Annotated in this window: 15 protein-coding genes; 11 read left to right on the forward strand and 4 right to left on the reverse strand. The window is 67.5% G+C overall.

The annotated features are described in order from the left end of the window. Positions 1-22 precede the first annotated feature (22 nt). The 4 genes from IE173_RS01950 (at position 23) to IE173_RS01965 (ending at position 3,004) form a co-directional block, all read left to right on the forward strand. Positions 23-736 carry a hypothetical protein gene (locus tag IE173_RS01950; RefSeq protein WP_191281692.1) on the forward strand — a complete coding sequence of 238 codons (714 nt, stop codon included), beginning with the start codon at positions 23-25 and terminating at the stop codon, positions 734-736. Between the two features lie 86 nt (positions 737-822). Continuing rightward, positions 823-1,233 carry a hypothetical protein gene (locus tag IE173_RS01955; RefSeq protein ID WP_191281693.1) on the forward strand — a complete coding sequence of 137 codons (411 nt, stop codon included), beginning with the start codon at positions 823-825 and terminating at the stop codon, positions 1,231-1,233. A 240-nt stretch (positions 1,234-1,473) separates the two neighbouring features. After that, positions 1,474-1,929, forward strand: coding sequence for a hypothetical protein (locus IE173_RS01960; RefSeq protein WP_191281694.1), 456 nt, complete (start codon positions 1,474-1,476; stop codon positions 1,927-1,929). A gap of 163 nt (positions 1,930-2,092) precedes the next feature. After that, positions 2,093-3,004 carry a hypothetical protein gene (locus IE173_RS01965; RefSeq protein ID WP_191281695.1) on the forward strand — a complete coding sequence of 304 codons (912 nt, stop codon included), beginning with the start codon at positions 2,093-2,095 and terminating at the stop codon, positions 3,002-3,004. 104 nt (positions 3,005-3,108) lie between these two features. Here the strand turns inward: IE173_RS01965 and IE173_RS01970 are convergent, their stop codons facing one another. Next, positions 3,109-4,440, reverse strand: a complete 1,332-nt coding sequence (locus IE173_RS01970) for a stress response protein (RefSeq protein ID WP_191281696.1) — start codon at positions 4,438-4,440, stop codon at positions 3,109-3,111. Positions 4,441-4,577: 137 nt separating this feature from the next. Between IE173_RS01970 and IE173_RS01975 the strand changes: the two genes are divergently transcribed. Together IE173_RS01975 and IE173_RS01980 are read left to right on the forward strand one after the other, a co-directional pair. After that, complete coding sequence (locus IE173_RS01975) at positions 4,578-5,111, forward strand: helix-turn-helix domain-containing protein (protein ID WP_191281697.1); 534 nt, start codon at positions 4,578-4,580, stop codon at positions 5,109-5,111. A 160-nt stretch (positions 5,112-5,271) separates the two neighbouring features. Further along, positions 5,272-5,667 (forward strand): VOC family protein, encoded by a 396-nt coding sequence (locus tag IE173_RS01980; protein WP_191281698.1) that lies wholly within the window; start codon positions 5,272-5,274, stop codon positions 5,665-5,667. On the opposite strand, the gene IE173_RS01985 is transcribed toward IE173_RS01980, so the two are convergent. Continuing rightward, on the reverse strand, positions 5,668-6,093 hold the full coding sequence (locus tag IE173_RS01985; protein WP_191281699.1) for a DUF1761 domain-containing protein: 426 nt from the start codon (positions 6,091-6,093) through the stop codon (positions 5,668-5,670). Positions 6,094-6,175: 82 nt separating this feature from the next. Here IE173_RS01985 and IE173_RS01990 point away from each other — a divergent pair, with 82 nt between their 5' ends. Next, positions 6,176-6,556, forward strand: coding sequence for a DoxX family protein (locus tag IE173_RS01990; RefSeq protein ID WP_191281700.1), 381 nt, complete (start codon positions 6,176-6,178; stop codon positions 6,554-6,556). A gap of 95 nt (positions 6,557-6,651) precedes the next feature. Then, a complete protein-coding gene (locus tag IE173_RS01995; protein WP_191281701.1) occupies positions 6,652-7,782 on the forward strand; it encodes a calcium:cation antiporter in 1,131 nt (376 codons plus the stop codon). A 54-nt stretch (positions 7,783-7,836) separates the two neighbouring features. Here IE173_RS01995 and IE173_RS02000 read toward each other — a convergent pair whose 3' ends face one another. Both IE173_RS02000 and IE173_RS02005 read right to left on the reverse strand, forming a co-directional pair. After that, positions 7,837-8,490, reverse strand: a complete 654-nt coding sequence (locus IE173_RS02000; protein WP_268248891.1) for an NADPH-dependent F420 reductase — start codon at positions 8,488-8,490, stop codon at positions 7,837-7,839. Between the two features lie 37 nt (positions 8,491-8,527). Continuing rightward, positions 8,528-9,610 (reverse strand): NYN domain-containing protein, encoded by a 1,083-nt coding sequence (locus tag IE173_RS02005; RefSeq protein WP_191281703.1) that lies wholly within the window; start codon positions 9,608-9,610, stop codon positions 8,528-8,530. 74 nt (positions 9,611-9,684) lie between these two features. On the opposite strand from IE173_RS02005, the gene IE173_RS02010 reads away from it, so the two are divergent. The 3 genes from IE173_RS02010 to IE173_RS02020 are packed head-to-tail and all read left to right on the forward strand — an operon-like array spanning position 9,685 to position 12,426. Continuing rightward, positions 9,685-10,404, forward strand: coding sequence for a response regulator transcription factor (locus tag IE173_RS02010; RefSeq protein ID WP_308433070.1), 720 nt, complete (start codon positions 9,685-9,687; stop codon positions 10,402-10,404). Further along, a complete protein-coding gene (locus IE173_RS02015; protein ID WP_191281704.1) occupies positions 10,401-11,846 on the forward strand; it encodes a sensor histidine kinase in 1,446 nt (481 codons plus the stop codon). Before IE173_RS02010 ends, IE173_RS02015 begins: the two co-directional genes overlap by 4 nt. A gap of 40 nt (positions 11,847-11,886) precedes the next feature. Next, positions 11,887-12,426, forward strand: a complete 540-nt coding sequence (locus tag IE173_RS02020) for a DUF3500 domain-containing protein (RefSeq protein ID WP_191281705.1) — start codon at positions 11,887-11,889, stop codon at positions 12,424-12,426. Positions 12,427-12,431: the final 5 nt, after the last annotated feature.

Here is a 12,431-nt window from a genome sequence, read left to right on the forward strand (position 1 = left end):
CGATTTCGCTAGGCTGCAGCCCATGAACGCCGCCCGAGAGCTCGCCGATCTGCTCAAGGAGTGGGCGAGGGTTGGGAAGACTCAGCGCGTAATCCAGGTTCACGGCGGCGACAATCGCGAGGCTTGGAGTCGGCACGTCTATGCGATGGACCTTGTCGCGCAGGTGAACCGGGTTCTCTTGGCGATGGAGGCAGCTGGACGCCCGACCGAGCACTACCGGCGTTCGGAGACAGAGTGGGTCAAAGGCATTGTCGTGCCGAACGTTCAATGGAATTCCCAGCACCAGTCGGACGCCGTCCTCGTCGCACAGACCACCATCGACCAGTTGCACGCACTTGCGGATGTGATTGATGGCAACCCCGAGGCTTACCACCTCGAAGAGGCCGGGCGCACCCAGTCTCTCGGCGCGCTCGACGAGTTGGTTGAGCTCCTGAACGATGACGAGATCACCTTGTCGGTTCACGAGCGGCGCTACGTCTTCGAGCTGATCACCGCGCTGAAGACCGCGCTCACGGAGCATGAGACGTTTGACGCGATCGACCTTCTTCGACGCATCAACGAGCTGGTGGGCTACCTCACCGATCTCGCCGAGCAGGTCGACGCTCTTGGAAACAAGAAGTTGGCGACACGGATTCGTACTCTGGGGCGGAAGGTTCGGCCCGTCGCGTTCCGCACGGCGATCGTGGGTGCTGCCGCGATCCAGACGGCGGCTGCAGCAAAGGAGTTGCTGCCCTGATACTCGAGACGGGGGCCACCGCCGATTCAAACATTGCGCTGATCATTGCTCTGGTCGGCGTCGGAGCGGTCGCCGTCGGCGCAGTCTTGACCGGCGCATTCGCTCGGTGGGTCGCGGGATATACGGAGAAACGACAGCACGAGCGTTGGCAGCGGACCCAGCGGCACGCTGCCTACACCGACTACCTTCGCGAGGTCGATCGGACGATGCTGCTCGCCTCGGTCAAAATGACGCCGAAAACGAAGGATCAAATGCTGGTCGCGATCACTCCGATGGCCGAGGTCATCTCTACCATCTCTATCCTTGGGCCCGAGGCAGTGATTCGCCGGGCCGACGCGCTCCGCACCCAGGTGGCAACCACCATCTCCGAGAAGCGGAAGTCCGAGGGCTTCGAGGCCGCGCGAGTTGAGTATGTAGTTGCTGTTCGTGAAGCACTCGGCATCGACCCGGAAACCGACGAAACCGTGATGAGATCTACTTCTGGCGCGACGAAGTAAGCCGAAAGGCGGGCTTGCAACACCTCTTCGATCACTTTTCGATGAAGGATCTGCTGCGCCGCTTGAGCTCCTCCAGCGAGCGCTCACGCTGTCATCCAGCGTTTAAGGCCATCTTGTATCGATTCGACATGTTCGGGGCGCAACGGGCAATCTTGCGATAGAAAACTTCAAACACGTTGAAGCTCTCTCTTGCCCGTTCCGTGCCGTATACTGGAGATACCGTCGGGAAGGGAGTAAGAAGTGGCGTTCGAAGTGTTCGACAAGCGCATGGCCCCGCTGGCCAAGGCGCCGAGTGTAACGATCCAGAAGCGCGGCATCTTCTCGATCAACAAGGCGGCTCACAAGCTCATCGGGGAGCCCGAAACCGTCGAGCTGTTGTTCGACAAGGAGGCGCACGTCATCGCGATGCGTCCATCCGCGGAGTCGCACGCCTATACCGTTCGACCGCAGTCAGAGCGCAAGACCGGCCAGGTGATCTTGTCCGCCACGGCGTTCACGCAGTACTACGGCGTCGACACTAAGGTCAGCCGCCGCTACCAGCCGTACGAGCAGGACGGGATGCTCTGCATCGACCTGACCAGCCCGAGCGTCGAGGTGATCGGCAACCGTGCCAAGAAGCAGCATGGCGTCGAGGGCGAAGACGACGACCTGCTGGACGACGATGACGAGTTCCCCGAGGAAGACATGCAGACCTAAACACTTCTGGCCTGATCCCGTTACAGCGGAATCAGGCCAGAACCCGGCCCCGAGGAGCGCGGATGTTGACTGGTAGGTCATCACCAGCGTACCGAAGTTCGCTGAGACAGGGAGTCTCACTTCTTTCTCGGGGCCAAGACCCAGAAGGAAGAAGGTGGGCTTTATGCCCAGCATTACCAGTTACTACGGGATCTCCGGACCCGTTCCGTTCGTCGATGTGAATGTCGAGGCCGACAACCTCCAGTTCCTCGACCCGCACGCGATCCGCCTGGCTCGCGGTCCGCAGCCGTTCGCGCGTGACGCGATCATCTGTGCCGACACGTTCCTGCACGAAGTCACCAATTGCGTGATCAAGGGAACGCCGAGCCACGTGCTTCGTGGCGAGAACCTGCTCCAGCACTTCGAGGAGCCGTGGGAGACCCGCCTCGGCATGTCCGAGACCGGCTTCAACGGTCACGGCGGCGCAGACGGCATCGGCACTCTGATCTGGGAGACGCTGAACGACAACGTGTCGGCGCTCGTTCGCATCGGCGTGCTGAAGCAGCTCGAAGACCTGCCGCTGTTCGTGGAGGGCGTCGACCGCGACATCACGTCAGACGTCACCACGCGTATCGTCTTCGGCCCTCTGGCCCGCTTCACCGAGTCGATGCTCGCCAAGTATCCCGAGTTCACCGCAGGCGGGCACACGGTCGGAACCTTCCGTCGCCAGGTCTGGGACCCGGTGGCCCGTGAGTGGGACGAGGCGGACTTCAACCTGCCGGTCGCGGACGGAAAGCCTCTGCTGCTCGTCCCGGTTGGCTGGGCACGTGCGAACCTGCTGATGTCTGCGGGCCGCTTCTACGAGACCGCGGTGCTGTCGTACGCGCAGCTCGAAACGGCGGCTCGTGCGAAGAACGGGAAGCTGATCAAGACGCCGAAGGACACGCTGAAGAAGCGTGACGGCCTGGGCCGCGGTCGCAACACGAACTACCGTGTGACGTTCCGCGCGATCGAGAACGAGGAAGACCTTCTCGCGGCGTTCAAGCAGTTCGTCGCGTCGAAGTACGAGAGCCCCGACAGCGGTCAGGCCGCCTAGCAGGCTGGGCGTCGGGTGGGAAGGATCGCTCCCACCCGACGTCGCGACCATTTGTAGCGCGCACCTTTCGGCGGTGCGGGGGCTCTACCGCGAGCAGCAACTGGCTACTCGTCTTGCGACGACAACGCGGCGGAGGGCAGATTCGCCGGCACGTCGACTTCTACTTCGACTTCTGCGTCGGAGCGCAGTCGCGGGGGCGTTGCCGCCCACGCCTTGAGGCGCTGGCCGATCTCCTCGTAGCTTGCGTCGACGGCATCCAGCACGGAGTCGATGAAGCCGCCACGACCGGTGGAGCGTTTCGAACCGGCCCCCGAGACGTGGGCGATGGTGAAGGACTTGATCTCTTTCGTCGGCTCGGTCGCGAGTTTTGCTGGGTTCTCCCGCACGTCTCGCAACAGTTCAGCGGCGTCGGCGCGGCCGCGGGCAAAGTGCGCCTCGATGCGGAGAGTGCCAGGGGAATCCTTGAGCTGCCGAACCAGCCAGTTGATGCGTGTGGTCGATCGGCCTTCGCGCGGTGCGTCGATGTCGAACGAGCAGGTGATCTTCGACGATCGCAGATCAACGACGATCGCGAGGTCGGAGACCGCGTTGGGGATCCGAAGCGCAGCCGAGAAGTTCCCGGTCTTCACAAGCCCCGCTGACAGAGCAGCCAAGCGCGACGCAGGGTTCGCAACCTCCGCGCGAGTGAGTACCGGTGTGACCTCAGCCCCCAGTCGTCGCCCGAGTCGCAGGGCCGCGAAGCGGATCAGCGCATCGAAGCTCGACGAGACGTCGAGCGCGGCCTTGTCGCTTGCGCGCAGTGTCCCGGCCTGCACGGCATCCCGTACCGGCACCCACTGGGCGCCCATGTCTTCGAACGACATCGCGCCGGACTTCGGGTGCTCGAGGTATCGCACGAGTTCGCCGAGAATCCACGCCTGCTCGGGGTCGGCGACCCCGCGGTACTCCTTCTGCATGACCGCTTGCGTGAGAACCTCGGTCCACGACCAGTGGTGCAGGGCGACCTTGCGCAGCTTGCGGCCGTCGACCGGCGTCGGGTGCACGCCGGGAGAAGGCGGCAACTGGTTCGAGATGGTGATGAGCGCGTCGAAACCGTTCTCGCGGGCGACGTCGAGATAGTTCTCCAGCTGTTGCACCGTGAGCTCGTTGGTGCCGGTCTTGACCTCGACGAGCGCTGTCCACGACTTCGAACCGCGTCGTGCGCGGATGAGACCGTCGGGGAAGATCCGTTTGCCGTTCAGATCGAACGGCACCTCGATGAAGGTCTCGAGTTGGCCCGACGGCGCGCCCAGCGGGCCGGTCATCACCCGCCCGAACTCCTTGACCGAGCTCATCACTGCGAGCAGCGCCGATGTGGCACGGCGCTCTTGCTCCTCCGCGCCGTTGATGCCCGAGGTGGGAATCAGCCGCGCGACATTCCAGGACTTCTCATCCATCTGATCCGCCTAGCGAGGTCGTCGTTGACTTGGCGTTGACGATAGCGCGCCACGACCGCGGTTTCGGGAGGCCGCGCTTCACGACGCGACGGCATCCCGTCGGTGTTAGGCTGCAACCTACCGCAAGGAGTCGATCTGTGAGTGTTCTCATTCGCGATGCTCGACAGCGCCACTCTGTTGGCGTTCGTGAGCTCGCGCGGCTGTGCGGGGTTGCCGGTCCCACCGTCGTCGACTGGGAACGGTCGGAAGCGGCGGGAACGATCCGGGTCGAAACCCTTCAGCGCGCTCTGGCTGCGATGGGAGAGCGTCTCGTCGTTTCGTCGCGGTCTCGGCGGCCCGAGTTCGAGCCTGTTGACCGGCGCGAACATCGGCTAGGTCTTGAACTCCATCGCTCGGTCGCATCGAAGCTCGTGGCGGACCCCGAAGCGGTAGTCGGGTCTGCCCGTTCGCGACTCGACCCGATACGTGCCAGCCTCCGAGGCGGCGCCCGCGATTGGCTCGATCAGTGGGCCCAGTTGATCGAGGGTCGAGACATCGGCGGGTTGGTCGCCGTCATGCTCGGCACCACAAAACACGACATCGACATGCGCAGCGTTTCGCCGTTCACCGGGCTGTTGTCGCCCGAGGAACGGGAAGAGGTTCTCGCGAGGGTGTCGGCGACTGGCTCGTGAAGCGCCGACAGCTTGAGGGCAATTCCGCGGGGTTGCAGATCGTCGGCGAGAAGCGCGTAACACGGCGGTGCCGCCCGATCGGTATCACGACCCTGGATGCGGACGACGCGTCGGCGTAGGGTCGGTCTCGCCGCCACGTCCCCGACGCGAAGGAGCCACGATGACGGGTCCGGTGCATTTCGAGATCCAGGTCGACGACATCGAGCGCGCGAAGGCTTTCTACACCGCGGTGTTCGGCTGGACGTTTCAGGACTACGGGCAGATGACCGGTTCGCCGTACTGGGGCATCATCGCCGGAGCCGAAGGCGATCCGGGCATCAACGGCGGTCTGCTGCAGCGGTCGGGCCCCGCGCCGGCGGACGGTTCGGGGGCCAACGCGTACGTGTGCACGATGGAGGTCGCCGACTACGACGCCACCGAGGGCAAGATCCTCGCCGCCGGTGGGCAGGTGGTGATGCCGAAACTGGCGCTCACCGGGATGGCGTGGCAGGGGTACTACCTCGACACCGACGGCAACACGTTCGGCATCCACCAGCCCGACCCGGCGGCGAAGTAGCTACGCCGGGGGCCAGACCCCGATGATGAGCGCCATCACGAGCACGGTGACGAGTTCGTGCGCCGAGTTCAGCAGCGTGAGGCCCGGGGGGCGGCCGTCGAACTGGTCGTGGGTGATGAACCGGGCGGCGGTGAAGCCGGCCCAGAGGATGGCGGCGGTGAGCAGCGCGTTCACCAGGAACGAGCCGCCGTAGAAGTCGAACGAGATCCAGATGGCTCCGGCGAGCACCCAGGCGGTGATGAAGCTCACGATGACGGTGACGACGATCGGGCGGATGGCGTCTTTCGCGTCGCCCGACGGGGTGACGCCCGACTTCTTCATCCAGTAGTTGCCGAACACCTTCGGCGTGTACCAGATGGAGCCGACGACCATGCTCGACAGGGTGGCGAGTACGACGGCGATGTAGTTGATGGCGGGAACGGTCATGGCTGCTCCTCGAATCGGTTGAGGGACTCGGCGGTGAGTCTGCGGGGAGCCTACTGCTCCCCGCAGGCATTAGCGTCGAGGAATGATCATCGCCTACTTCATCGCCGCCGGCATCCTCGCTTTCCTCACCCTCGCGACCGGACTGATGAAGATGGTGCGCCCCAAAGAGAAGCTCGCCACGATGGGCAAGCCGTTCGCCTGGGTCGAAGACTTCACGCCCCGGCAGATCCAGGTGCTCGGCGCCCTCGAGGTGCTCGGCGCGATCGGCGTCATCCTGCCGATGGCGCTGCGGATCATCTCGGTGCTCGGCCCCCTCGCGGCTCTCGGTCTCGCCTTGTTGCAGGCGGGCGCCTTCGTCGTGCACGTCCGTCGCGGTGAGAAGCCGTACCTCAACCTGGTGATCTTCGCGATCGCTGGCGCGACCGCCGTGCTCGGCTTCTTCGCGCTCGCCGTCGGGTGGTGACGCACCCTGACGGGGATGACACGCGTGCGGTGACCTGAGGCGCTGAGCTCCCAGGAGCCCTCGGTAAACTGGCAACCGACGACGAGGGGCCTTGCATGAACCGACCACTCGCCGCCCGCTGGGCCGCGACACTGCTCAACCGGTGGACCGTCATCGTCCCCGCCGTTGCAGCCGTCGCCCTCGTGCTCACCTGGGACCGCCGCCTCGAGGTCGTCGCCGTCGTGCTCACCGGAGCGGTGCTGATCGGTGCCGTGCTCGCCGCCGTGCATCACGCCGAGGTCGTCGCCCACCGGGTGGGGGAGCCGTTCGGGTCGCTCGTGCTCGCCGTCTCGGTCACCGTCATCGAGGTGGCCCTCATCATCACCCTCATGGTGGGCGGCAAGGGCACCGAGACGCTCGCCCGCGACACCGCGTTCGCCGCGGTGATGATCACCCTCAACGGCATCGTCGGCATCTCGCTGTTGCTCGGTGGGCTACGCCACGGCCTCCCGCGGTTCAACGCCGAAGGCGCGGGTGCGGCGCTCGCCGTCGTCGTGACCCTGGTGACGCTCACGCTGGTGCTGCCGAGTTTCACGGTCTCCGAACCGGGGGCGCGCTTCTCGGAGGCGCAGCTCGCGTTCGTCGCGATCGTCTCGGTGCTGCTCTACGCGGGGTTCGTCGCCACCCAGACCCGCGGCCATCGTGACTTCTTTCTGCCCGTCGGCTTCGACGGACGAACGATCCGACCGGATGCCGACGCCGACGGCGACGGTCACGCCGACCCGCCGACCAACCGGGCCACCGCGGTCAGCGCGGTGCTGCTGCTCGTCTCCCTCGTCGCCGTCGTGGGGCTCGCGAAAGCCGTATCCCCGGCCATCGAGTCGGGCGTCGCGGCGGCCGGCATCCCGCACTCGTTCGTCGGCATCGTCATCGCGAGCCTCGTGCTGTTGCCGGAGGGACTCTCGGCCGCGAAGGCGGCGCTGCGCAACCGGATGCAGACGAGCCTCAACCTCGGCATCGGCTCGGCGATCGCCACGATCGGTCTCACGATCCCCGCGATCGCCGTCGCCTCGATCTGGCTGCCCGGGCCCCTGACGCTGGGCCTCGGCGATGTGCAGTTGGTGTTGTTCGGCCTCACCGTCGTCGTGTCGATTCTGACGATCGTGCCCGGGCGCGCGACGCGGCTGGCCGGCGTCGTGCACCTCGTGCTGTTGCTGGCGTTCGTCTTTCTGGCGATCTCGCCCTGACGGAGCGGACCTCGGGGTGTCGACTCGGGCGTCAGGTTCGCTTCAGCAATCGGGTCAGATCGTGCGGGGCGCCTTCGCCAGGTTGGCGGCAAGCTCCTCGCGATTCTGCCGAATCCCATACGCCGGGCGATCGCGCTCGACGCGCCACGACTCGGAGAGCGGTCCGATGTTGACCGTGTCGAACCCGAGCTCGTCATAGAGCGTCGTGACGAAGTCGGCGGCCTCGGGGGAGTCGCTCGCGGTGGCGAGAGCGCGGCGGTTCGGGGTTCCTGTCGGCGAGCCGTCGGTGGGGATCGCGTCGGCGCCGAGGTGGTTGAACGCCTTCGCGACCTTCGACTCAGGGAGGTGGGTCTGCAGCAGGCCCGAGGTCGTCGCCTCGCCGGCATCGAGCTCGGGGAAGTGCCCATCGCGTTCGAAGTAGTAGTTGTTCGCGTCGAGCACGATCTTGTCGGCGAGCGGCGCGACCGGCACCTCGCGGTAGGCGCGCAGCGGGACGGCGACGAGCACGACATCCCCGGCGGCTGCGGCCTCCTCGGCGGTCGCGGCGCGTGCCGACGGGCCGAGGTCGGCGATGAGGTCGGCGAGGGACGCGGGCCCGCGGGAGTTGGCGATCACGACCGAGTGACCGCGAGCGATGACCGCCTTCGCCACGTTGCTGCCGATGTTGCCCGAGCCGATGATGCCGAAAGTGGTCATGCTGTCATCCAACGCGGCAGCGTGTGAGGCATTCCGTGCGGGCGAAGTCCTACGGCTCGCGGAACGGGTCGGTCGCCGACGGGGGAGTGCTGGATGCCGCCGCCTTCGCGCGCCGCGGGGCACGGGTGGCGGGCTTCGCTTCCGCGGTACGGGGGGCTTCCGCCGTCTTCGGCGGCTCGGCCTTGGTTCCGGCGCGACGCGAACGCTTCGGCGGGGCGACGGCAGCGGCGGTGGGGAGGTCGGCGGCGGTGTCGCTGTCGGGGGCGGGCTCGCGCAGGCGCATGAATCGCTGCTGGCCGGCTTCGCGGATCTCGACCTGAGCGTCGTTGGCGCGCACGAAGTCCATGAAACTGCGGAAGCCGAGCGACCTCTCGTTGAACGACGGGTTGAGGCGCTTGATCTGCGACTTCACGGTCGAGGCGTTGAGCCACTCGTCGTCGTCCTGTTTGCCGCGCGCCAGGTCGAGCGCGCGCACCAGCAGCCGGGATGCCGTGGCCGGGGTGAGTGCGACCGGGACCGAGGTGTCGTCACCGGTGGTGGCCGCGGCGGGCGCGGGAGCCGATGTCGGCTCGGGCACGTCGACGGCCAGGGCGTCGTAGGCCTCGAACTCGTCGAGGGCGGCGACGAGCGCGGGGCTCGTCGACCCGGTGACGCCGATGCCGACGACGACGCGACCGAGCCGCTTGCAGCGCTGGGCGAGGGGGATGTAGTCGGAGTCGCCCGCGACGATCACGACGTGGGTGATGTCGGGCAGGCGGAACATGTCGTCGATCACGTCGACGGCGAGGCGGATGTCGGCGCCGTTCTTGGTGCTCGACGCCGGGAACAGCTGGGTGAGGTCGATCGCCCGGTCGACGAGTTGGCGCTTGTAGGCCGCGTTCGCCGGAACCGACCAGTCGGCGTACGCCCGGCTCAGGGCGACGGTGCCGAACGACGAGGCGTAGTCGAGGATCGCGCCGAAGTCGACGCGGGCCTGCTCGAGTTTGGGCACCGACTTGCCGTCGTTGCGCCGAGCCTCGTCTTTGCGCCACGAATCGCGGCCGTGCAACTGGTCGTACCGCGAGATGACGACGTTGTCGAAGTCGATGTAGACCGCGACGCGGGATTCCGTCGGTTCCCCGGGTTCAGCCATGGTTCGACCCTAGCCCGGTCCTCCTGGGCGCTGGCCCACAGAAAACGCATAGGAACAACGCGTCCAATACGAGGGTGACCCAACCTCTGACCCGCCCCGACGGTTCCGCGATCCGGGCTCTCGTCGTCGACGACGAGGAGATGCTCGCCGACATGCTGCGGATGGCGCTGCGCAGCGAGGGCTGGGAGACCCGGGTCGCCCACGACGGCCAGACCGCGCTGAAGCTCGCCCGCGAGACTCCGCCCGACGTGGTGGTGCTCGACATCATGATGCCGGGGCTGGACGGGCTCACCGTGCTGCGCCGGTTGCGCGAGGCGGGCAACGACTGCCCCGTGCTGCTGCTCACCGCGAAGGATGCCGTGGAAGACCGCGTCGCCGGCCTCACCGCGGGCGGAGACGACTACGTCACGAAGCCGTTCAGCCTGGAAGAGGTCATGGCGCGGCTGCGCGGGCTGGTGCGACGCTCGATGCGGGCCGCCGGCGACGAGGGTCCGATCGTGCGGGTCGGCGACCTCACCCTCGACGAGGAGAGCTACGAGGTCGAGCGGGCCGGGCATCCGATCCAGCTCACCCCCACCGAGTTCGAGTTGCTGCGGTTCCTGATGCGCAACCCGAAGCGGGTGCTGAGCCGAGAGCAGATCCTCGACCGGGTGTGGAGTTACGACTTCGGCGGCCGGGCGGCGGTCGTCGAGCTCTACATCTCGTACCTGCGCAAGAAGCTGGATGCCCACGGGCCCGGCATGATCCACACCGTGCGGGGCGTCGGCTACTCGATCCGTCCGGCGAGTCCGTGAAACGCTGGTCGCTCGGCACCCGCCTCGTCGTCGGGATCGTCGGCCTGCTGACGGTGCTCGCGATCGCGATCGCCGTCGTCACCGTGGCGGCGTCGCGGGGGCAACAGGTCACGCGGCTCGACAGCCTGCTCGCCGCCGCCGCGGGGCGCTCGAGCGACGCCGTCGATGCGGGGTTCACCGGGCCGGCGCCGATCATCCAGATCCTGCCGGGTCAGGGCGCGGGGGCGGTCGGAATGGTGATCACGGCAGACACGGTCTACGCCGGCTACATCGGTACCGACGGCGATCTCCGCAGCCTCGACGCCGACCAGCTCGTCGCACTGGACGAGGTGCCCGAAGGGGGCGATCCGGTGACGGTCGACCTCGGCGACCTCGGCGACTACCGGGTCGTCTCGACCGAGCTCTCCGACGGGCGGATCGTCGTCAACGGGCTGTCGCTCGCCGAGGCAGACGCCGCCACGGCATCCCTCATCCAGACGATCGCGGCGGTCAGCCTCGCCGCGATCGCGCTCGCCCTCGCCCTCGGCGCGCTCGTCGTGCGGGTGGCGTTGCGGCCGCTGACCGGCGTCGTCGAGACCGCCTCGCGCGTCTCGGAACTTCCGCTCGAAACCGGTGCGGTGTCGATGCCCGAGCGGGTTCCGGTGGATGCGCCCGACACCGAGGTCGGCCAGGTCGGCACCGCGCTCAACCGGCTGCTCGGCAAGGTCGAGACCTCGCTCGCGGTGCGCCACGAGAGCGAGCAGAAGCTGCGTCGGTTCGTCGCCGACGCCTCCCACGAGCTGCGCACGCCGCTCGCGTCGATCCGCGGGTACGCGGAGCTCGGGCAGCGACCCGCTCGGCTGCCGGCCGACACGGCGCGGTCGCTCGAGCGGATCGAGTCGGAGTCGGTGCGCATGTCGACGCTGGTCGAGGAGATGCTGCTGCTGGCACGCCTCGACGCGGGTCGCGACCTGCGCGCGGAACCCGTCGCCCTCGGTGCCCTGCTCGTCGAGACGGTCTCCGATGCGCACGTGGCCGGGCCCGACCACCACTGGGACCTCGAGCTGCCGCCCGACGACATCGAGGTGCGCGGCGACCCCGACCGGTTGCGGCAAGCGCTCGGCAACCTTCTGGCCAACGCGCGCGTGCACACCCCGCCCGGAACGACGGTGACCGTCGCCCTGGCGCCGACCGAGGGTGGAGCGGCCATCACGGTGACCGACGACGGTCCGGGAATCGATGCGGACCTGCAACACACGCTGTTCGAGCGGTTCACCCGCGGCGACGACTCACGGTCGCGCGTCGCCGGCAGCACCGGGCTGGGTCTGGCGATCGTGGCGGCGATCGTCGGCGCCCACGACGGCACGGTGACGGTCGAGAGCGTCCCGGGACGAACCGTCTTCCGGATCGAGCTGCCGCGCGACGACGGTTCCCCTGACGATCCAGAGCTGCCTCACAGCTAACGGCAGTCGCATCCCGAGGTCACTGCGGTGGTCTGGAGCCATGACCGATTCCACTCGCACCGCGTCGCGCTTCCACACCACCGTCACCCGGCGAGTGCTGGGCGCGCTCGCCGCACTCGCCCTCGCGGGCGGCATCGCGGCGGGCCCCGTCGTGGCGGCTTCGGCCGCCACGTCGCGCACCTCCAGCTCGGTGCGGACTGCGGCCGCAGGCGCCGCCGACTTCGTCGCCGCGCTCGACCCGGCACAGGTCGCCGCCCTCTTCGACGGCGTCCCCAACATTCCCGGCACGGGCCTGCGGCTCGGTGACCTGACCGCCGAGCAGCGCGACGCCGCGTTCACCCTGTTGCGGTCGCTGCTGAGCGCCGAGGCGTGGGCGCAGCTCGCCGAACTGCTCGCCGCCGACGCCGAGCTGGATGCCGCGGCCGGCGGCGGTTCGGAGTGGTCGGCCGACGACTACCGGATCGCCCTGTTCGGCGAGCCTGATGGCGACTACGTGCTGCAGTTCTCGACCGCCGATGTCGTGCTGAGCGCGATCCGGCAGGGGGATGCGATCGACGTGCGTCCCGACGTCGTCGCGTAGCGCGC

Origin of the sequence: Pseudolysinimonas yzui, from assembly GCF_014653215.1 — a bacterium.
In the GTDB taxonomy this organism is placed as follows: Bacteria; Actinomycetota; Actinomycetes; order Actinomycetales; family Microbacteriaceae; genus Pseudolysinimonas_A; species Pseudolysinimonas_A yzui.

Bases quoted from the DNA above. Each gene is read 5' to 3' on its own strand.
- IE173_RS01950 (WP_191281692.1), top strand. From the start codon at position 23: ATGAACGCCGCCCGAGAGCTCGCCGATCTGCTCAAGGAGTGGGCGAGG.
- IE173_RS01965 (WP_191281695.1), top strand. From the start codon at position 2,093: ATGCCCAGCATTACCAGTTACTACGGGATCTCCGGACCCGTTCCGTTC.
- IE173_RS01970 (WP_191281696.1), bottom strand. From the start codon at position 4,440: ATGGATGAGAAGTCCTGGAATGTCGCGCGGCTGATTCCCACCTCGGGC.
- IE173_RS01980 (WP_191281698.1), top strand. From the start codon at position 5,272: ATGACGGGTCCGGTGCATTTCGAGATCCAGGTCGACGACATCGAGCGC.
- IE173_RS01985 (WP_191281699.1), bottom strand. From the start codon at position 6,093: ATGACCGTTCCCGCCATCAACTACATCGCCGTCGTACTCGCCACCCTG.
- IE173_RS01990 (WP_191281700.1), top strand. From the start codon at position 6,176: ATGATCATCGCCTACTTCATCGCCGCCGGCATCCTCGCTTTCCTCACC.
- IE173_RS01995 (WP_191281701.1), top strand. From the start codon at position 6,652: ATGAACCGACCACTCGCCGCCCGCTGGGCCGCGACACTGCTCAACCGG.
- IE173_RS02005 (WP_191281703.1), bottom strand. From the start codon at position 9,610: ATGGCTGAACCCGGGGAACCGACGGAATCCCGCGTCGCGGTCTACATC.
- IE173_RS02020 (WP_191281705.1), top strand. From the start codon at position 11,887: ATGACCGATTCCACTCGCACCGCGTCGCGCTTCCACACCACCGTCACC.